General features: G+C 59.7%; 9 protein-coding genes, 4 tRNA genes and 6 rRNA genes. All 19 read left to right on the top strand.

Annotated features, from left to right (window positions below; genetic code table 11):
* Window positions 1–56 precede the first annotated feature (56 nt).
* The 19 genes from ACFJIX_RS00095 (at window position 57) to rrf (ACFJIX_RS00005) (ending at window position 21,102) form a co-directional block, all read left to right on the top strand.
* Window positions 57–1,325 (top strand): lipoprotein-releasing ABC transporter permease subunit, encoded by a 1,269-nt coding sequence (locus ACFJIX_RS00095; protein WP_377156836.1) that lies wholly within the window; start codon window positions 57–59, stop codon window positions 1,323–1,325.
* Window positions 1,318–2,052 (top strand): ABC transporter ATP-binding protein, encoded by a 735-nt coding sequence (locus tag ACFJIX_RS00090; RefSeq protein WP_377156834.1) that lies wholly within the window; start codon window positions 1,318–1,320, stop codon window positions 2,050–2,052. Before ACFJIX_RS00095 ends, ACFJIX_RS00090 begins: the two co-directional genes overlap by 8 nt.
* Window positions 2,053–2,172: 120 nt before the next feature.
* Window positions 2,173–3,063, top strand: a complete 891-nt coding sequence (gene purU / locus ACFJIX_RS00085; protein ID WP_377156833.1) for a formyltetrahydrofolate deformylase — start codon at window positions 2,173–2,175, stop codon at window positions 3,061–3,063.
* 45 nt (window positions 3,064–3,108) lie between these two features.
* Window positions 3,109–3,942 carry a TatD family hydrolase gene (locus ACFJIX_RS00080; protein ID WP_377156831.1) on the top strand — a complete coding sequence of 278 codons (834 nt, stop codon included), beginning with the start codon at window positions 3,109–3,111 and terminating at the stop codon, window positions 3,940–3,942.
* Window positions 3,935–4,471, top strand: coding sequence for a DNA-deoxyinosine glycosylase (locus tag ACFJIX_RS00075; protein ID WP_377156830.1), 537 nt, complete (start codon window positions 3,935–3,937; stop codon window positions 4,469–4,471). Before ACFJIX_RS00080 ends, ACFJIX_RS00075 begins: the two co-directional genes overlap by 8 nt.
* Window positions 4,472–4,511: 40 nt before the next feature.
* Window positions 4,512–5,345, top strand: coding sequence for a spermidine synthase (locus ACFJIX_RS00070; protein WP_377156829.1), 834 nt, complete (start codon window positions 4,512–4,514; stop codon window positions 5,343–5,345).
* A 2-nt stretch (window positions 5,346–5,347) separates the two neighbouring features.
* On the top strand, window positions 5,348–7,243 hold the full coding sequence (locus tag ACFJIX_RS00065) for a GspE/PulE family protein (RefSeq protein WP_377156827.1): 1,896 nt from the start codon (window positions 5,348–5,350) through the stop codon (window positions 7,241–7,243).
* A 211-nt stretch (window positions 7,244–7,454) separates the two neighbouring features.
* On the top strand, window positions 7,455–7,922 hold the full coding sequence (locus tag ACFJIX_RS00060) for a tripartite tricarboxylate transporter TctB family protein (RefSeq protein ID WP_377156824.1): 468 nt from the start codon (window positions 7,455–7,457) through the stop codon (window positions 7,920–7,922).
* Window positions 7,923–7,932: 10 nt separating this feature from the next.
* On the top strand, window positions 7,933–9,441 hold the full coding sequence (locus tag ACFJIX_RS00055) for a tripartite tricarboxylate transporter permease (protein ID WP_377156822.1): 1,509 nt from the start codon (window positions 7,933–7,935) through the stop codon (window positions 9,439–9,441).
* A gap of 573 nt (window positions 9,442–10,014) precedes the next feature.
* Window positions 10,015–11,543, top strand: a 16S ribosomal RNA gene (locus ACFJIX_RS00050).
* Between the two features lie 180 nt (window positions 11,544–11,723).
* Window positions 11,724–11,800 (top strand) — tRNA-Ile (locus ACFJIX_RS00045).
* A 19-nt stretch (window positions 11,801–11,819) separates the two neighbouring features.
* A tRNA-Ala gene (locus ACFJIX_RS00040) sits at window positions 11,820–11,895 on the top strand.
* A gap of 302 nt (window positions 11,896–12,197) precedes the next feature.
* Window positions 12,198–15,077, top strand: a 23S ribosomal RNA gene (locus ACFJIX_RS00035).
* Window positions 15,078–15,254: 177 nt separating this feature from the next.
* Window positions 15,255–15,367: ribosomal RNA gene (gene rrf, locus ACFJIX_RS00030) — 5S ribosomal RNA — on the top strand.
* Between the two features lie 382 nt (window positions 15,368–15,749).
* Window positions 15,750–17,277: ribosomal RNA gene (locus ACFJIX_RS00025) — 16S ribosomal RNA — on the top strand.
* A gap of 180 nt (window positions 17,278–17,457) precedes the next feature.
* Window positions 17,458–17,534, top strand: a tRNA-Ile gene (locus tag ACFJIX_RS00020).
* A 19-nt stretch (window positions 17,535–17,553) separates the two neighbouring features.
* A tRNA-Ala gene (locus ACFJIX_RS00015) sits at window positions 17,554–17,629 on the top strand.
* 302 nt (window positions 17,630–17,931) lie between these two features.
* Window positions 17,932–20,813: ribosomal RNA gene (locus ACFJIX_RS00010) — 23S ribosomal RNA — on the top strand.
* Window positions 20,814–20,990: 177 nt separating this feature from the next.
* A 5S ribosomal RNA gene (gene rrf / locus ACFJIX_RS00005) occupies window positions 20,991–21,102 on the top strand.
* Together the 16S, 23S and 5S rRNA genes with 4 tRNA genes alongside form the textbook arrangement of a ribosomal RNA operon.
* Window positions 21,103–21,107: the final 5 nt, after the last annotated feature.

Raw genomic sequence — 21,107 nt, 5'->3', positions numbered from 1 at the left:
CTCATCAGCCAGTCCTAATCGGCGAGGGTAGGGCGAGCGGTTAGCATCCACCCCCTATGAATTGGCCCTATGAGTTGCAGATCGGCTGGCGTTACACGCGAGCTGGGCGTGGAGGGCGCCGCAACCGCTTCATTTCCTTCATCTCTGGCGTGTCGATGTTCGGCATTGCGCTGGGCGTTGCCGCGTTGATCATTGTGTTGTCGGTGATGAACGGCTTCCAGAAGGAGGTGCGTGAGCGGATGCTGTCCGTGATTGCGCACGTGGAGTTGCTGAGCGACACGGGCGAGGGTCTTCCTGATTGGCGCGCGGTTGCGGACCAGGCGAAGAAGAATCCCGAGGTCGCCGCCGCTGCGCCGTTCGTGTCGGGCCAGGCGCTGATCGCGCGGGGCTCGGACATGCGCGGCACGATCGTTCGGGGCATCGATCCGGCGTTGGAGCCGACGGTGACGCCGATCGCCGAGAAGCTGGCGAAGGACGGCCTGCTGGAGCGCCTGCAGCCGGGCCAATGGAACATCATCCTGGGCATCGAGCTGGCGCGGCAACTGGGCGTGCAGCGCGGCGACAAGATCACGCTGGCGATCCCGTCGGGGCAGGTGACGCCGTTGGGCGTGCAGCCGACGCTGCGGCAGTTCACGCTGGTGGGCGTCTTCGAGGCCGGGCATTACGAGTACGACAGTGGCCTCGCGCTCATCCATGTGGGCGATGCCGCCAAGCTGTTCCGCACCGGCACGCCGAGCGGCGTTCAGCTGAAGCTGCGCGACGTGCAACAGGCCCGCCAGGTCGGCGCGCAATTGCAGCGCGAGATGCTGCAGGCCGGGCAGGCGATCTACGTCCGCGACTGGACCCGCACCAACGCCAACTGGTACGACGCGGTCCAGGTCGAGAAGCGGATGATGGGCATCATCCTGACGCTGATCGTCGCGGTGGCCGCGTTCAACCTGGTGTCGACGCTGGTGATGACGGTGACCGACAAGCAGGCCGACATCGCCATCCTGCGCACGCTGGGCGCCAGCCCGCGTTCGATCATGGGCGTGTTCATGATCCAGGGCGCATTGGCTGGCGTGATCGGCACCTTGGGCGGACTCGGGCTGGGGCTGGTCGTCGCGCACAACCTGGACGTGATCGTTCCCACCATCGAGAAGCTGCTGCACACCACCTTCCTGCCGGCCAGCATCTACGTCATCAGCCACATGCCGAGCGACCCGCAGTGGTCCGACATCGTGCCCATCACCGTGACCTCGCTGATCCTGGCATTCGTCGCGACGGTCTATCCGAGCTGGCGCGCCAGCCGCGTCCAGCCCGCGGAGGCGCTGCGTTATGAATGACGCCAAGAAGAACGCAACGCCAGCAGCCGCCCGCATCCCCGCCGGACAGGTGGTGTTGCAAGGGCAGGGGCTGGGCAAGCGCTTCGTCGAAGGACCGCTCGATGTGCAGGTCTTCCACGGCCTCGACGTCACCGTGAAGGCGGGCGAGACGCTGGCGGTGCTCGGCGCCTCGGGGTCGGGCAAGAGCACGCTGCTGCATCTGCTCGGCGGATTGGACAAGCCGTCCGCCGGCCGCGTCGAACTGATGGGACGCGACCTCGGCACGCTCGGCGAGAAGGCCCGCGGCGACTGGCGCAACCAGCACCTCGGGTTCATCTACCAGTTCCACCACCTGCTGCCGGAATTCAGCGCGCTGGACAACGTCGCGATGCCGCTGCGCATCCGCCGTGTCCCGCAGGAGCAGGCGCGCGAACAGGCCGCGAAGGTGCTGACGCGCGTGGGGCTCGGCCCCCGCGTGCTGCATCGACCGGGCGAACTGTCCGGCGGCGAGCGTCAGCGCGTGGCGATCGCCCGCGCACTGGTCACGGGCCCGGCCTGCGTCCTGGCCGACGAACCCACCGGCAACCTCGACCGCTCCACGGCCGCAACGGTCTTCGACCTGATGCTCGAGATGGCCCGCGAGCTGGGCACCGCCTTCGTGATGGTGACCCACGACCAGGACCTGGCGGCCCGTTGCGAGCACCAGCGCCGGCTGGTCGGCGGCGCGCTGCAGCCGCTCGCGGCCTGAGGACCTGGCGCCTCGGCGTTGCCGCCGAGGCTGGGTTGCCCGATCGCGAGGCCGCGGCCGCTCGTTCCGCCCGCGCCTGGGCCGGTGCGGCACGACCACTGCATTACGATGCGCGTCATCATGACCGCCTCGAAGCCTTCCTCGGAATCCCCGTCCACCCGCTTCATCCTGAAGCTCAGCTGTCCCGACCAGGCCGGCATCGTCCACGCCGTCACCGGCATCCTGCTCGAGCAGGGCGCCAACATCCTGACCTCGGCCCAGCACGGCGACGCCGATCACCGCCGCTTCTTCATGCGCATCGAGTTCGAGTGCGCCGAGGCCCGTCCGGCATCCGCGCTGCGCGACGCCTTCGCGCCGCTGGCGGCGCGGCTGGCCATGGATTGGGAACTGGTCGACGCGCAGCGCAAGACACGCGTGCTGCTGCTGGTGTCCAAGCTCGGCCACTGTCTGAACGATCTGCTGTTCCGCGTGCAGACCGGTCATCTGGCGATCGAGATCCCGGCCATCGTGTCGAACCACCGCGACTTCTATCAGCTGGCCGCGTCGCACGACATCCCGTTCCACCACCTGCCGCTGCTGCAGGCGAGCGACGAGCAGAAGCAGGCGCAGGAACGCAAGCTCCGCGAGCTGATCGAGGAGCAGCAGATCGACCTCGTCGTGCTGGCGCGCTACATGCAAATCCTGTCGCCGGAGTTGTGCCGCTTCCTGGAAGGGCGCGCGATCAACATCCATCACAGCTTCCTGCCCAGCTTCAAGGGCGCGCGTCCGTACCACCAGGCCCACGAGCGCGGCGTCAAGCTGATCGGCGCGACCGCGCACTACGTGACCTCGGATCTCGACGAGGGGCCGATCGTGGAGCAGGACGTCGCCCGCATCGACCACTCGATGACGCCGGACCAGCTCGTGGCGATCGGCCGCGACGTCGAATGCGTGACGCTCGCCCGCGCGATCCAGTGGCACGCCGAGCACCGCGTGCTGCTCAACGGCCATCGCACGGTGGTCTTCCGCTGAGCGACGCGAAGGTCCGCGTCTCTTCCAACCTTTCCTGGTGTCGCCATGTGGACTGACACGCACTGCCACCTCGACGCCTCGGAGTTCGACGCCGACCGCGACGCCGTGGTCGCGCGCGCCGTGGCGGCGGGCGTGTCGCAGATCGTGATCCCGGCGGTGGTCGCTGGTAACTTCGAGTCGGTGAGGGCACTCGCGCATGCGCATGGCGTGAGCTACGCGCTGGGCATCCACCCGTTGTACGTGATGCACGCGCGCGACGAGGACCTCGGCCGCCTCGATCGGATGCTGGCCGAGTGCCGCGACGACCCGCGCCTGGTCGGCATCGGCGAGATCGGGCTGGACTTCTTCGTCAAGGACCTCGACGCGGCCACGCAGCAGCATTTCTACGTCGAGCAGCTGAAGCTCGCGAAGCGGCATGGGCTGCCGGTGATCCTCCATGTGCGTCGCAGCGCGGATCAACTGCTCGGTGGACTGCGTCGCATCGGCGTGCAGACCGGCGGCATCGGTCACGCATTCAACGGCAGCCGGCAGCAGGCCGATGCCTTCATCGACCTCGGCTTCAAGCTCGGCTTCGGCGGCACGCTCACCTTCGACCGTTCGCTGCAGATCCGCCGGCTCGCCGAGGAGCTGCCGGCGGAGGCGCTGGTCCTCGAGACGGATGCGCCGGACATCCCGCCGCACTGGCTGTACCGCACGGCCGAGGAGCGCGCCGCAGGCGCCACTTCTCGCAACGAGCCGGGAGAGCTGCCACGGATCGGCGCGGTGCTCGCCGGGCTGCGGGGCTGGACGCTGGAGGAAGCGGCCGAGATCACGGGCCGCAATGCGCGCACCGCGCTGCCGCGCCTGGGCGCGCTGGATGCCGCTCGCGCGAATGGCTGACACGCCCGGCGCTCCCGACCTGCGCGAACCTGCCCGCTGGCAGGGGCTCGCGCCCGTCCACGCGCCGGACGCCGAATGGCTGCTGCTGGGGAGCTTTCCCGGTGTCGCCTCGCTGCAGGCGCAGCAGTATTACGGCCATCCGCGCAACCAGTTCTGGCGGCTGGTCGGCGAGGTCTTCGGCGTCGACCTCGTCGCGATGGGTTACCCCGAGCGCCTCGCCGCATTGCGCGCCCACCGCGTCGCGGTCTGGGACGTGATCACCGAGACCGAGCGTGAAGGCAGCCTCGACAGCGCCATCCGCAATCCTTTCGCCAGCGACCTCGGCCGGCTGCTGCAGGAACTGCCGGCGCTGCGCACGATCGGCTTCAACGGGGGCACGGCCTTGCGCTTCGGGCTGAAGCAGCTCGGACCTCTTGCAGCCCGTTACCGTGTGCTGGGGCTCCCCAGCTCCAGCCCGGCCTACACGATGCCCTACGATGCCAAGCTTCGCGCCTGGCGAGAGCTCGCCGGGCCATCGACCGACAGATGACGAGACCGGGCCCCGCGGACCCGGCATGGGAACGACAGCCGTGAGCAAGCAACGGGACTCGAAGAAGGACAAGAGCGGCAGAAGGACCGACTGGGTGGAAGCGACGCTGAGTGAATTCGACGGCGTGCGTTTCCTTCACCTCGATTCGATCTGGGTCCAGGGCGCCATGCGGCTCAAGAAGCCGGAGAAGCTCGAGCTGGAATACGTTCAGCGGATGATGGCCTGGATGCTCTGGCGCGATGTCCGCGAGATGACCAGCGGGCAGGCGGTGCAGCTCGGCCTGGGCGCCGGCGCGCTGACGCGCTTCTGTCGCAAGCAGTTGAAGATGAAGACCACGGCGGTCGAGATCAACCCGACCGTCATCAGCGCCAACCGGCACTGGTTCCACCTGCCCGACGACGACGACCGGCTGCGCGTGATCAACGAGGATGCCGGCGCGTGGGTGGCCGACGCGGACCACTGGGGCAATGCGCAGGTGCTCAACGTCGACCTCTACGACCATGAGGCGGCCGCGCCGGTCCTCGACGACGAGGCCTTCTACGCCGACTGCCACCGTGTGCTCGCCGACGGCGGGCTGATGACGGTCAACCTCTTCGGCCGCAGCGCCAGCTTCACGCGCAGCGCGGCGCGGATCGCGAAGGTGTTCGGCTCCGACCAGGTCTGGCACCTGACGCCGACCCGCGAGGGCAATACCATCGTCGTCGCGGGGCGCGGCGTGGCGGTGCCGGAGCGCGAGGTGCTCGAACAGCGCGCCGCCCACATCGAGGCTCGCCATGACCTGCCGGCCACCAAGTGGCTCAAGCTGGTGCGGCCGCTGCCGATGAACGTGATCCATCAGCTCCACGCGGCCGCGGCCGTCGACTCTGACGAGTGACCATGAAACACAACACGTCGACGCCTCACGGCGACAAGAGCGCTGCGCCCGCTCCCGCTCCCGCAGCGAAGGCGGCCGCACCCCTCCCGGCGCCGCCGGCCCCACCCGCCAAGCCCAAGGCCGCCGAGGCCGGCGGCACGCGGCTCGATTGGCGCCAGTTGCTGCACTGGCTGGCCGAGGACGGCGTGATCGACCAGGAGCAGGTCCAGCGCACCGAGGCGCGCTTCGGCACCAGCCAGAGCGCCCAGCATCCGCTGACCCGGCTCGGCGCGGCCGGGCTCGTGCGCATCACCAATGGCCGATCGCTGGATACCGAGTCGCTGACCGAATGGCTCGCGGGCCGCCTGAAGCTGCCCTACGTCCGCATCGATCCGCTGAAGGTCGACGTCGGCCGTGTCGCCGACGTGATGTCCGCCAGCTACGCCGAGGCGCGTCGCTGCCTGCCGATCCAGGTCGGCCTGACCGAAGTGACCATTGCGGTCGCCGAACCGCAGGACACCAGCTGGGTTCCGCAGATCGAGTCGCACACCCGCAAGCGCGTGAAGCTGGCCCTGGCCAATCCGCAGGAGATCGCGCGCTTCACGACCGAGTTCTTCACGTTGGCGCGATCGGTGCGCGCGGCGACGAAATCCGGCGAGGCAAGCCAGCAGGCGAGCTTCGAACAGCTCGTCGAGCTCGGTCGCAGCAACCGCCAGCTCGACGCCAACGACCAGGGCGTGGTGCAGGTCGTGGACTGGCTCTGGCAGTACGCCTTCGACCAGCGCGCCAGCGACATCCACCTGGAGCCGCGCCGCGAGATGGGCGTGATCCGCTTCCGCATCGACGGCGTGCTGCACACGGTCTACCAGTTGCCGCCCACGGTGATGGGGGCGATGACCGCGCGCATCAAGCTGTTGGGACGCATGGACGTGGTCGAGAAGCGCCGCCCGCTCGACGGTCGCATCAAGACGCGCAATCCGGCCGGCGAGGAGGTGGAAATGCGTCTGTCGACGCTGCCGACCGCCTTCGGCGAAAAGATGGTGATGCGGATCTTCGATCCCGACACCGCCGTGAAGGACCTGGCGCAGCTCGGATTCTCGACCCACGACGCCGAACGCTGGAACCGACTGACCGCGCGGCCGCACGGGATCATCCTCGTGACCGGTCCGACCGGCAGCGGCAAGACCTCGACGCTCTACTCGACGCTCAAGCGCCTGGCCACCGACGAGGTCAACGTCTGCACCGTCGAGGATCCGATCGAGATGATCGAGCCCTCGTTCAACCAGTCGCAGGTGCAGCCGACCATCGACTTCAACTTCGCCGAGGGACTGCGCGCGCTGATGCGGCAGGACCCGGACATCATCATGGTCGGCGAGATCCGCGACCTGGAGACCGCGGAGATGGCGATCCAGGCCTCGCTGACCGGTCACCTGGTGTTCTCGACGCTGCACACGAACGATTCGGCCTCCGCGATCACCCGCATGGTGGACCTGGGCGTGCCCAACTACCTGATCGATGCGACGGTGATCGGCGTGCTGGCTCAGCGCCTCGTGCGCACGCTGTGCCCGAACTGCAAGGAGCCGGATCCGGAGGTCACGCGCGATTCGCTCAACGAGATGCTCAAGCCCTGGCGCCTGAACGGAGGCGTCAAGCCTTACCGGCCCGTGGGCTGCCTGGACTGCCGCAACACCGGTTTCCGGGGACGTGCCGGGCTGTACGAGCTGCTTCTGCTGACCGACAGCATCCGCAAGCACCTGCACCCGAACACCGACATGACAGCCTTGCGCCGGCAGGCGGTGCAGGAAGGCCTGCGCCCGCTGCGCCTGGGCGGTGCGATGAAGGTCGCCGAGGGGCTGACGACCATGGATGAGGTGCTGCGCAGCACCGCCCACCTGGGAGACCTGAACGGATCCGGCTGACCGGAGCCGGATCCATCCGCTTGCCGCCCCCCAGGCTCGTGGGGGCGGCAGCCCGCGCAGACAACGCGCAAGGCCCGTGCCGAGCGGGCGCGTGAAGATCGCCATACGCCCCGTGCGAGGTGCGGCGTCACCCCTTACGTGATAACCACAGACCTCGATGGGGACCCGATTCCTAGAATCGCGCCCATTCAAGCCGATAGAGGTTCCCTCGATGAAGATCAAGAGTCAACGCGACTTCTGGTCAGGGCTGATGTTCGTGGTCGTTGGCGTCGCGTTCGCGTGGGGCTCGGCAACGAACTACAGCTTTGGCTCCTCGGCCCGCCCCGGGCCTGGTTACTTCCCCTTCGGGCTGGGCGTGCTGCTCGCGCTGCTGGGGGCGGTGGTGCTGTTCAAGGCACTGACGATCGAGTCGGAGGGCGGCCAGCCCGTCGGCGCCTTCGCCTGGAAGCCTCTGGTGATCGTCGTCGGCGCGATCATCGTGTTCGGCCTCGCCCTGCCGCGACTGGGCATGATCATCACGCTGCCGCTGCTGATCACGATCGCTTCGCTGGCCAGCGACGAGTTCCGCTGGCGCGATGCGCTGCTCAGCAGCGTGGTCCTGACCGCGGGCAGCTACGCGATCTTCATCTGGGGTCTGAATCTGGTGATCCCCATCTGGCCAACCTTCCTGGGCGGCTGAGGAGTCACGCATGGATCTGATCAACAACCTGATGATGGGGTTCGGCACGGCGTTCACGCCGGAGAACCTCCTGTATGCCTTCGGCGGGGCGGTGCTCGGCACCCTGATCGGCGTGCTGCCGGGCCTGGGCCCGGTCGCGACCATCGCGATGCTGCTGCCGTCGATCTACTCGCTGGACGCGACGCCGGCGCTGATCATGCTCGCCGGCATCTATTACGGCGCGCAGTACGGCGGCTCGACGACGGCCATCCTGATCAACGTCCCCGGCGAGTCCTCGTCGGTCGTGACCGCGATCGACGGCTACCAGATGGCCCGGCAAGGCCGCGCCGGCGCCGCGCTGGCGGCCGCTGGCCTGGGCTCGTTCTTCGCCGGCTGCGTCGGCACGATCATCATCGCGGCGTTCGCGCCGCCGCTGACCGAGCTGGCCTTCAAGTTCGGCCCCGCCGAGTACTTCTCGCTGATGGTGCTGGGCCTGATCGGCGCCGTGGTGCTGGCCTCGGGCTCGCTGGTCAAGGCGATCTCGATGATCCTGCTGGGCTTGCTGCTCGGCCAGATCAACACCGACGTGATCTCGGGGACGCCGCGCTTCTCATTCGATGTTCCAGAGTTGACCGACGGGATCAACTTCGTCGTGATCGCGATGGGTATCTTCGGCTTCGGCGAGATCATCGCGAACCTCGGCCAGCCAGCCGAGCATCGCGAGGTCTTCACCAAGAGCGTCAAGGGTCTGTGGCCGACCAAGCAGGACTTCCATGACGCCTGGCCGGCGGTGTTGCGCGGCACGGCCCTGGGCTCGGTGCTGGGCGTGCTGCCCGGCGGCGGCGCGTTGCTGGCATCGTTCGCGGCCTATACGCTGGAGAAGAAGATCTCCAAGCACCCGGAGAAGTTCGGCAAGGGCGCCATCCAGGGCGTGGCGGGTCCGGAATCGGCCAACAACGCCGGCGCGCAGACCTCCTTCATCCCGATGCTGACGCTGGGCATCCCGCCCAACGCGGTGATGGCGCTGATGGTGGGTGCGATGACGATCAAGGGCATCCAGCCCGGTCCGCAGGTCATGACCAGCAACCCGGAACTCTTCTGGGGGCTGATCGCCTCCATGTGGGTCGGCAACCTGATGCTGGTGATCCTGAACCTGCCGTTGATCGGCATCTGGATCAAGCTGCTGACCGTGCCTTACCGCTTCCTGTTCCCGGCGATCGTGGTGTTCTGCTGCATCGGCACCTACACGCTGAACAACAACAACTTCGACGTGTTCATGACGGCGGCGTTCGCGGTGGTCGGATATCTCTTCTACAAGCTGAGCTGTGAGCCGGCCCCGCTGCTGCTGGGCTTCATCCTCGGTCCGATGATGGAAGAGAACCTGCGTCGCGCGCTGCTGCTGTCGCGCGGCGACTGGAGCACCTTCCTGTCCCGGCCGCTGTCGGCGGGCCTGTTGATCGCCGCGGCGCTGATGGTGGTGGTGGTGATGCTGCCGTCCATCAAGAACAAGCGTGACGAGGCGTTCCAGGACGCGGATTGACCGGCCAGACGCCCTCATGCTTCATCGAAGACCCGCCTCGGCGGGTCTTTTTCTTTGGTGTGTCGCCGCTGGGCCTCCAGGAGAAACAAGGGCTTAGCGGTACTCCGTGCGAGTCGCGGCCAGCTGTCAACAACTTTCCCTTGTAGTTCTTGCGAGCCGCTTCATCAGCGTGCTACAGTCGCTGTCTTCGCTGCACAGACATCTGTCTTGCAGCGGCCCCTGAAGGAACTGTCGGGGGTGTCGAATGACTAACCGGGTTTGTCCTGGGTTTCATTTGACGGCGAGATTCTCGCAGTCGCTGATGAAAATAATTTCTCTGACTGCTTGACGGGTTCGAAAGAAATCGTTCATAATCTCGCTTCTGCGCTGCTGACGACAAATCAGCGGTGCGACGAAGCAAGGCGGAAAGCCTGAGGCGAAAGCTGCTTCGATGTTCTTTAAGAATTTACAGCCGATAAGCGTGGGCGTCTGGACGAGCGACCTGAGAAGGTTAAATCGCTAGATGCTCACGGAAGATATGAATGAAGCTATGAAAGTAGTCTTTGTTCGATTCCGTTGAGTTTATTCAAGATCGAACTGTAGAGTTTGATCCTGGCTCAGATTGAACGCTGGCGGCATGCCTTACACATGCAAGTCGAACGGTAACGCGGGGCAACCTGGCGACGAGTGGCGAACGGGTGAGTAATATATCGGAACGTGCCCAGTTGTGGGGGATAACTGCTCGAAAGAGCAGCTAATACCGCATACGACCTGAGGGTGAAAGCGGGGGATCGCAAGACCTCGCGCAATTGGAGCGGCCGATATCAGATTAGGTAGTTGGTGGGGTAAAGGCCTACCAAGCCGACGATCTGTAGCTGGTCTGAGAGGACGACCAGCCACACTGGGACTGAGACACGGCCCAGACTCCTACGGGAGGCAGCAGTGGGGAATTTTGGACAATGGGGGCAACCCTGATCCAGCCATGCCGCGTGCGGGAAGAAGGCCTTCGGGTTGTAAACCGCTTTTGTCAGGGAAGAAAAGACTCCTACTAATACTGGGGGTTCATGACGGTACCTGAAGAATAAGCACCGGCTAACTACGTGCCAGCAGCCGCGGTAATACGTAGGGTGCAAGCGTTAATCGGAATTACTGGGCGTAAAGCGTGCGCAGGCGGTTATGCAAGACAGATGTGAAATCCCCGGGCTCAACCTGGGAACTGCATTTGTGACTGCATGGCTAGAGTACGGTAGAGGGGGATGGAATTCCGCGTGTAGCAGTGAAATGCGTAGATATGCGGAGGAACACCGATGGCGAAGGCAATCCCCTGGACCTGTACTGACGCTCATGCACGAAAGCGTGGGGAGCAAACAGGATTAGATACCCTGGTAGTCCACGCCCTAAACGATGTCAACTGGTTGTTGGGAGGGTTTCTTCTCAGTAACGTAGCTAACGCGTGAAGTTGACCGCCTGGGGAGTACGGCCGCAAGGTTGAAACTCAAAGGAATTGACGGGGACCCGCACAAGCGGTGGATGATGTGGTTTAATTCGATGCAACGCGAAAAACCTTACCTACCCTTGACATGCCAGGAATCCTGCAGAGATGTGGGAGTGCTCGAAAGAGAACCTGGACACAGGTGCTGCATGGCCGTCGTCAGCTCGTGTCGTGAGATGTTGGGTTAAGTCCCGCAACGAGCGCAACCCTTGTCATTAGTTGCTACGAAAGGGCACTCTAATGAGACTGCCGGTGACAAACCGGAGGAAGGTGGGGATGACGTCAGGTCATCATGGCCCTTATGGGTAGGGCTACACACGTCATACAATGGCCGGGACAGAGGGCTGCCAACCCGCGAGGGGGAGCTAATCCCAGAAACCCGGTCGTAGTCCGGATCGCAGTCTGCAACTCGACTGCGTGAAGTCGGAATCGCTAGTAATCGCGGATCAGCTTGCCGCGGTGAATACGTTCCCGGGTCTTGTACACACCGCCCGTCACACCATGGGAGCGGGTTCTGCCAGAAGTAGTTAGCCTAACCGCAAGGGGGGCGATTACCACGGCAGGGTTCGTGACTGGGGTGAAGTCGTAACAAGGTAGCCGTATCGGAAGGTGCGGCTGGATCACCTCCTTTCTAGAGAATGATGAGACCGTCGGGTTGCCTAGGCAGCTCGGGAGAGTCGAGTCGAAAAATGCGAGTTCAGCGCGCCCACACTTATCGGCTGTAGACACACAACAGTGAGTGAGAAAACGCGTGAGCCTGGCGAGCTGGCCTTGCCGGTTGGCGCGATACAGGAGCACGCATGAAACGCGTGGGTCTGTAGCTCAGTCGGTTAGAGCACCGTCTTGATAAGGCGGGGGTCGCTGGTTCGAATCCAGCCAGACCCACCACGAGGATCGTCAAGATCTTGGGGGATTAGCTCAGCTGGGAGAGCACCTGCTTTGCAAGCAGGGGGTCGTCGGTTCGATCCCGTCATCCTCCACCAATCACTTCACAAGGGTGGCAAACCACAGCGTCAAGCATGACGTTGTGGTTTGCCAGTCTCGACTTTTTAGTCGGCTGTTGTTCTTTAACAATTCGTAGAGTCGAATCAGCGTTGCTGGCGGAAAGCTTGGCACTCGTAAAGGGGTGACCGGCACCGTGCCGCCAGCGACATTTGATTGCGTCAACAAACTTCAACTCTGAAAAGAGTAGAAATTGAAGAACGGCGAACGCGTGATACTCAAATAAATGCTCAAGTTGTTGAGCATCTGTCCTTGACGACATCTGCGGATGTCAAAGTTATAGGGTCAAGTGACTAAGTGCATGTGGTGGATGCCTTGGCGATTACAGGCGACGAAGGACGTGATAGCCTGCGATAAGCTTCGGGGAGCTGGCAAATAAGCTTTGATCCGGAGATTTCCGAATGGGGAAACCCACCTCGTTTAGAGGTATCGCACACTGAATACATAGGTGTGCGAGGCGAACCGGGTGAACTGAAACATCTCAGTAGCTCGAGGAAAAGACATCAACCGAGATTCCGAAAGTAGTGGCGAGCGAAATCGGAGTAGCCCTCGTGTTTTAGCAGTTGGCATATCAGAACGGAATGGAAAGTCCGGCCATAGCGGGTGATAGCCCCGTATGAGAAATGTCGATTGTGGAACTAGGCACGAATAGAGTAGGGCGGGACACGTGAAATCCTGTCTGAATATGGGGGGACCATCCTCCAAGGCTAAATACTCGTAATCGACCGATAGTGAACAAGTACCGTGAGGGAAAGGCGAAAAGAACCCCGGGAGGGGAGTGAAATAGATCCTGAAACCGCATGCATACAAAAAGTAGGAGCCCGCAAGGGTGACTGCGTACCTTTTGTATAATGGGTCAGCGACTTACATTCAGTGGCGAGGTTAACCGAATAGGGTAGCCGTAGAGAAATCGAGTCCGAATAGGGCGATTTAGTCGCTGGGTGTAGACCCGAAACCAGGTGATCTATCCATGGCCAGGATGAAGGTACCGTAACAGGTGCTGGAGGTCCGAACCGACTAGTGTTGCAAAACTAGCGGATGAGCTGTGGATAGGGGTGAAAGGCTAAACAAACCTGGAGATAGCTGGTTCTCTCCGAAAACTATTTAGGTAGTGCCTCAAGTATTACCTTCGGGGTAGAGCACTGTTTAGGCTAGGGGGTCATGGCGACTTACCAAACCTATGCAAACTCCGAATACCGAAGAGTACAGCTTGGGAGACAGAGCACCGGGTGCTAACGTCCGGACTCAAGAGGGAAACAACCCAGACCGCCAGCTAAGGTCCCTAAAATTGGCTAAGTGGGAAACGAAGTGGGAAGGCTAAAACAGTCAGGATGTTGGCTTAGAAGCAGCCATCATTTAAAGAAAGCGTAATAGCTCACTGATCGAGTCGTCCTGCGCGGAAGATGTAACGGGGCTAAGCCAGTTACCGAAGCTGCGGATGCACAGTTTACTGTGCGTGGTAGGAGAGCGTTCTGTACGCCTGTGAAGGTGGGTCGTGAGGCCTGCTGGAGGTATCAGAAGTGCGAATGCTGACATGAGTAGCGTTAAAGGGGGTGAAAAGCCCCCTCGCCGAAAGCGCAAGGTTTCCTACGCAACGTTCATCGGCGTAGGGTGAGTCGGCCCCTAAGGCGAGGCAGAGATGCGTAGCTGATGGGAAACAGGTCAATATTCCTGTACCGATCAATAGTGCGATGTGGGGACGGAGAAGGTTAGCTCAGCCGGGTGTTGGATGTCCCGGTTCAAGCCTGTAGTCGTGCCTGGTAGGCAAATCCGCCGGGCTTAGATGAGGGGTGATAACGAGTCTGCTTGCAGACGAAGTGAGTGATACCCTGCTTCCAGGAAAAGCCACTAAGCTTCAGCTATTGACGACCGTACCGCAAACCGACACTGGTGCGCGAGATGAGTATTCTAAGGCGCTTGAGAGAACTCTGGAGAAGGAACTCGGCAAATTGACACCGTAACTTCGGAAGAAGGTGTGCCTTTAGTAGGTGATCCATTTACTTGGTTAGCCCAATGAGGCCGCAGAGAATCGGTGGCTGCAACTGTTTATTAAAAACACAGCACTCTGCAAAGACGAAAGTCGACGTATAGGGTGTGACTCCTGCCCGGTGCTGGAAGATTAAATGATGGGGTGCAAGCTCTTGACTGAAGTCCCAGTAAACGGCGGCCGTAACTATAACGGTCCTAAGGTAGCGAAATTCCTTGTCGGGTAAGTTCCGACCTGCACGAATGGAGTAATGATGGCCACACTGTCTCCTCCAGAGACTCAGCGAAGTTGAAATGTTTGTGATGATGCAATCTCCCCGCGGAAAGACGGAAAGACCCCATGAACCTTTACTGTAGCTTTACATTGGACTTTGAACAGATCTGTGTAGGATAGGTGGGAGGCTTTGAAACCTGGTCGCTAGATCAGGTGGAGCCAACGTTGAAATACCACCCTGGTGTGTTTGAGGTTCTAACCTTGGCCCGTTATCCGGGTTGGGGACAGTGTATGGTGGGCAGTTTGACTGGGGCGGTCTCCTCCCAAAGTGTAACGGAGGAGTTCGAAGGTACGCTAAATACGGTCGGAAATCGTGTTGATAGTGCATTGGCATAAGCGTGCTTGACTGCGAGACTGACAAGTCGAGCAGGTACGAAAGTAGGACAAAGTGATCCGGTGGTTCTGTATGGAAGGGCCATCGCTCAACGGATAAAAGGTACTCTGGGGATAACAGGCTGATACCGCCCAAGAGTTCATATCGACGGCGGTGTTTGGCACCTCGATGTCGGCTCATCTCATCCTGGGGCTGTAGCCGGTCCCAAGGGTATGGCTGTTCGCCATTTAAAGAGGTACGTGAGCTGGGTTTAAAACGTCGTGAGACAGTTTGGTCCCTATCTTCCGTGGGCGCTGCAAGATTGAGAGAGCCTGCTCCTAGTACGAGAGGACCGGAGTGGACGCACCTCTGGTGTATCGGTTGTCACGCCAGTGGCATCGCCGAGTAGCTAAGTGCGGAAGAGATAACCGCTGAAAGCATCTAAGCGGGAAACTCGTCTCAAGATGAGTCTTGCCGGGGCCTAGAGCCCCCTGAAGGGTCGTTCAAGACCAGGACGTTGATAGGCTGGGTGTGGAAGCGCAGTAATGCGTTAAGCTAACCAGTACTAATTGCCCGTGAGGCTTGACCCTATAACTTTGACACTCAAAACGTCAAGGTGAGTGGTCACGCAGATCGACGCGCATCCCGCTCATGCTGGGAATGCCCGATCAAAACCGTTCTTCAAACCTGAAGACGCAATCAAACCAAGCTGATTTGACTCTACCGAATTGGGCCTGCTGAGTTCCTCAGCAAGCCAACCAGTCAAGCCTGATGACCATAGCGAGTCGGTCCCACCCCTTCCCATCCCGAACAGGACCGTGAAACGACTCAGCGCCGATGATAGTGCGGATTCCCGTGTGAAAGTAGGTCATCGTCAGGCTAATATCCGGAGACGCCCGGTCGGATGACCGGGCGTTCCTTTCTCTGCTTGCAGAGATCAGCGCTTCGCGGAGCGTTGATCTCTGGAGCTGAGGCGGTGTCGATCAGATCATGAGAATGATCGTGAAAGACGCTTGACAAGTTCAAACGAACTCGTTTATAGTCTCATCTCTGCGCTGCTGACGACAAATCAGCGGTGCGACGAAGCAAGGCGGAAAGCCTGAGGCGAAAGCTGCTTCGATGTTCTTTAAGAATTTACAGCCGATAAGCGTGGGCGTCTGGACGAGCGACCTGAGAAGGTTAAATCGCTAGATGCTCACGGAAGATATGAATGAAGCTATGAAAGTAGTCTTTGTTCGATTCCGTTGAGTTTATTCAAGATCGAACTGTAGAGTTTGATCCTGGCTCAGATTGAACGCTGGCGGCATGCCTTACACATGCAAGTCGAACGGTAACGCGGGGCAACCTGGCGACGAGTGGCGAACGGGTGAGTAATATATCGGAACGTGCCCAGTTGTGGGGGATAACTGCTCGAAAGAGCAGCTAATACCGCATACGACCTGAGGGTGAAAGCGGGGGATCGCAAGACCTCGCGCAATTGGAGCGGCCGATATCAGATTAGGTAGTTGGTGGGGTAAAGGCCTACCAAGCCGACGATCTGTAGCTGGTCTGAGAGGACGACCAGCCACACTGGGACTGAGACACGGCCCAGACTCCTACGGGAGGCAGCAGTGGGGAATTTTGGACAATGGGGGCAACCCTGATCCAGCCATGCCGCGTGCGGGAAGAAGGCCTTCGGGTTGTAAACCGCTTTTGTCAGGGAAGAAAAGACTCCTACTAATACTGGGGGTTCATGACGGTACCTGAAGAATAAGCACCGGCTAACTACGTGCCAGCAGCCGCGGTAATACGTAGGGTGCAAGCGTTAATCGGAATTACTGGGCGTAAAGCGTGCGCAGGCGGTTATGCAAGACAGATGTGAAATCCCGGGCTCAACCTGGGAACTGCATTTGTGACTGCATGGCTAGAGTACGGTAGAGGGGGATGGAATTCCGCGTGTAGCAGTGAAATGCGTAGATATGCGGAGGAACACCGATGGCGAAGGCAATCCCCTGGACCTGTACTGACGCTCATGCACGAAAGCGTGGGGAGCAAACAGGATTAGATACCCTGGTAGTCCACGCCCTAAACGATGTCAACTGGTTGTTGGGAGGGTTTCTTCTCAGTAACGTAGCTAACGCGTGAAGTTGACCGCCTGGGGAGTACGGCCGCAAGGTTGAAACTCAAAGGAATTGACGGGGACCCGCACAAGCGGTGGATGATGTGGTTTAATTCGATGCAACGCGAAAAACCTTACCTACCCTTGACATGCCAGGAATCCTGCAGAGATGTGGGAGTGCTCGAAAGAGAACCTGGACACAGGTGCTGCATGGCCGTCGTCAGCTCGTGTCGTGAGATGTTGGGTTAAGTCCCGCAACGAGCGCAACCCTTGTCATTAGTTGCTACGAAAGGGCACTCTAATGAGACTGCCGGTGACAAACCGGAGGAAGGTGGGGATGACGTCAGGTCATCATGGCCCTTATGGGTAGGGCTACACACGTCATACAATGGCCGGGACAGAGGGCTGCCAACCCGCGAGGGGGAGCTAATCCCAGAAACCCGGTCGTAGTCCGGATCGCAGTCTGCAACTCGACTGCGTGAAGTCGGAATCGCTAGTAATCGCGGATCAGCTTGCCGCGGTGAATACGTTCCCGGGTCTTGTACACACCGCCCGTCACACCATGGGAGCGGGTTCTGCCAGAAGTAGTTAGCCTAACCGCAAGGGGGGCGATTACCACGGCAGGGTTCGTGACTGGGGTGAAGTCGTAACAAGGTAGCCGTATCGGAAGGTGCGGCTGGATCACCTCCTTTCTAGAGAATGATGAGACCGTCGGGTTGCCTAGGCAGCTCGGGAGAGTCGAGTCGAAAAATGCGAGTTCAGCGCGCCCACACTTATCGGCTGTAGACACACAACAGTGAGTGAGAAAACGCGTGAGCCTGGCGAGCTGGCCTTGCCGGTTGGCGCGATACAGGAGCACGCATGAAACGCGTGGGTCTGTAGCTCAGTCGGTTAGAGCACCGTCTTGATAAGGCGGGGGTCGCTGGTTCGAATCCAGCCAGACCCACCACGAGGATCGTCAAGATCTTGGGGGATTAGCTCAGCTGGGAGAGCACCTGCTTTGCAAGCAGGGGGTCGTCGGTTCGATCCCGTCATCCTCCACCAATCACTTCACAAGGGTGGCAAACCACAGCGTCAAGCATGACGTTGTGGTTTGCCAGTCTCGACTTTTTAGTCGGCTGTTGTTCTTTAACAATTCGTAGAGTCGAATCAGCGTTGCTGGCGGAAAGCTTGGCACTCGTAAAGGGGTGACCGGCACCGTGCCGCCAGCGACATTTGATTGCGTCAACAAACTTCAACTCTGAAAAGAGTAGAAATTGAAGAACGGCGAACGCGTGATACTCAAATAAATGCTCAAGTTGTTGAGCATCTGTCCTTGACGACATCTGCGGATGTCAAAGTTATAGGGTCAAGTGACTAAGTGCATGTGGTGGATGCCTTGGCGATTACAGGCGACGAAGGACGTGATAGCCTGCGATAAGCTTCGGGGAGCTGGCAAATAAGCTTTGATCCGGAGATTTCCGAATGGGGAAACCCACCTCGTTTAGAGGTATCGCACACTGAATACATAGGTGTGCGAGGCGAACCGGGTGAACTGAAACATCTCAGTAGCTCGAGGAAAAGACATCAACCGAGATTCCGAAAGTAGTGGCGAGCGAAATCGGAGTAGCCCTCGTGTTTTAGCAGTTGGCATATCAGAACGGAATGGAAAGTCCGGCCATAGCGGGTGATAGCCCCGTATGAGAAATGTCGATTGTGGAACTAGGCACGAATAGAGTAGGGCGGGACACGTGAAATCCTGTCTGAATATGGGGGGACCATCCTCCAAGGCTAAATACTCGTAATCGACCGATAGTGAACAAGTACCGTGAGGGAAAGGCGAAAAGAACCCCGGGAGGGGAGTGAAATAGATCCTGAAACCGCATGCATACAAAAAGTAGGAGCCCGCAAGGGTGACTGCGTACCTTTTGTATAATGGGTCAGCGACTTACATTCAGTGGCGAGGTTAACCGAATAGGGTAGCCGTAGAGAAATCGAGTCCGAATAGGGCGATTTAGTCGCTGGGTGTAGACCCGAAACCAGGTGATCTATCCATGGCCAGGATGAAGGTACCGTAACAGGTGCTGGAGGTCCGAACCGACTAGTGTTGCAAAACTAGCGGATGAGCTGTGGATAGGGGTGAAAGGCTAAACAAACCTGGAGATAGCTGGTTCTCTCCGAAAACTATTTAGGTAGTGCCTCAAGTATTACCTTCGGGGGTAGAGCACTGTTTAGGCTAGGGGGTCATGGCGACTTACCAAACCTATGCAAACTCCGAATACCGAAGAGTACAGCTTGGGAGACAGAGCACCGGGTGCTAACGTCCGGACTCAAGAGGGAAACAACCCAGACCGCCAGCTAAGGTCCCTAAAATTGGCTAAGTGGGAAACGAAGTGGGAAGGCTAAAACAGTCAGGATGTTGGCTTAGAAGCAGCCATCATTTAAAGAAAGCGTAATAGCTCACTGATCGAGTCGTCCTGCGCGGAAGATGTAACGGGGCTAAGCCAGTTACCGAAGCTGCGGATGCACAGTTTACTGTGCGTGGTAGGAGAGCGTTCTGTACGCCTGTGAAGGTGGGTCGTGAGGCCTGCTGGAGGTATCAGAAGTGCGAATGCTGACATGAGTAGCGTTAAAGGGGGTGAAAAGCCCCCTCGCCGAAAGCGCAAGGTTTCCTACGCAACGTTCATCGGCGTAGGGTGAGTCGGCCCCTAAGGCGAGGCAGAGATGCGTAGCTGATGGGAAACAGGTCAATATTCCTGTACCGATCAATAGTGCGATGTGGGGACGGAGAAGGTTAGCTCAGCCGGGTGTTGGATGTCCCGGTTCAAGCCTGTAGTCGTGCCTGGTAGGCAAATCCGCCGGGCTTAGATGAGGGGTGATAACGAGTCTGCTTGCAGACGAAGTGAGTGATACCCTGCTTCCAGGAAAAGCCACTAAGCTTCAGCTATTGACGACCGTACCGCAAACCGACACTGGTGCGCGAGATGAGTATTCTAAGGCGCTTGAGAGAACTCTGGAGAAGGAACTCGGCAAATTGACACCGTAACTTCGGAAGAAGGTGTGCCTTTAGTAGGTGATCCATTTACTTGGTTAGCCCAATGAGGCCGCAGAGAATCGGTGGCTGCAACTGTTTATTAAAAACACAGCACTCTGCAAAGACGAAAGTCGACGTATAGGGTGTGACTCCTGCCCGGTGCTGGAAGATTAAATGATGGGGTGCAAGCTCTTGACTGAAGTCCCAGTAAACGGCGGCCGTAACTATAACGGTCCTAAGGTAGCGAAATTCCTTGTCGGGTAAGTTCCGACCTGCACGAATGGAGTAATGATGGCCACACTGTCTCCTCCAGAGACTCAGCGAAGTTGAAATGTTTGTGATGATGCAATCTCCCCGCGGAAAGACGGAAAGACCCCATGAACCTTTACTGTAGCTTTACATTGGACTTTGAACAGATCTGTGTAGGATAGGTGGGAGGCTTTGAAACCTGGTCGCTAGATCAGGTGGAGCCAACGTTGAAATACCACCCTGGTGTGTTTGAGGTTCTAACCTTGGCCCGTTATCCGGGTTGGGGACAGTGTATGGTGGGCAGTTTGACTGGGGCGGTCTCCTCCCAAAGTGTAACGGAGGAGTTCGAAGGTACGCTAAATACGGTCGGAAATCGTGTTGATAGTGCATTGGCATAAGCGTGCTTGACTGCGAGACTGACAAGTCGAGCAGGTACGAAAGTAGGACAAAGTGATCCGGTGGTTCTGTATGGAAGGGCCATCGCTCAACGGATAAAAGGTACTCTGGGGATAACAGGCTGATACCGCCCAAGAGTTCATATCGACGGCGGTGTTTGGCACCTCGATGTCGGCTCATCTCATCCTGGGGCTGTAGCCGGTCCCAAGGGTATGGCTGTTCGCCATTTAAAGAGGTACGTGAGCTGGGTTTAAAACGTCGTGAGACAGTTTGGTCCCTATCTTCCGTGGGCGCTGCAAGATTGAGAGAGCCTGCTCCTAGTACCAGAGGACCGGAGTGGACGCACCTCTGGTGTATCGGTTGTCACGCCAGTGGCATCGCCGAGTAGCTAAGTGCGGAAGAGATAACCGCTGAAAGCATCTAAGCGGGGAAACTCGTCTCGAAGATCAGTTCTGCCGGGGCCTAGAGCCCCTGAAGGGTCGTTCAAGACCAGGACGTTGATAGGCTGGGTGTGGAAGCGCAGTAATGCGTTAAGCTAACCAGTACTAATTGCCCGTGAGGCTTGACCCTATAACTTTGACACTCAAAACGTCAAGGTGAGTGGTCACGCAGATCGACGCGCATCCCGCTCATGCTGGGAATGCCCGATCAAAACCGTTCTTCAAACCTGAAGACGCAATCAAACCAAGCTGATTTGACTCTACCGAATTGGGCCTGCTGAGTTCCTCAGCAAGCCAACCAGTCAAGCCTGATGACCATAGCGAGTCGGTCCCACCCCTTCCCATCCCAAACAGGACTGTGAAACGACTAGCGCCGATGATAGTGCGGATTCCCGTGTGAAAGTAGGTCATCGTCAGGCTAATA

The sequence above is a fragment of the Roseateles sp. UC29_93 genome (assembly GCF_042695725.1).
GTDB lineage: Bacteria > Pseudomonadota > Gammaproteobacteria > Burkholderiales > Burkholderiaceae_C > Roseateles > Roseateles noduli_A.
This window is presented reverse-complemented; position numbering and strand designations above follow the sequence as displayed.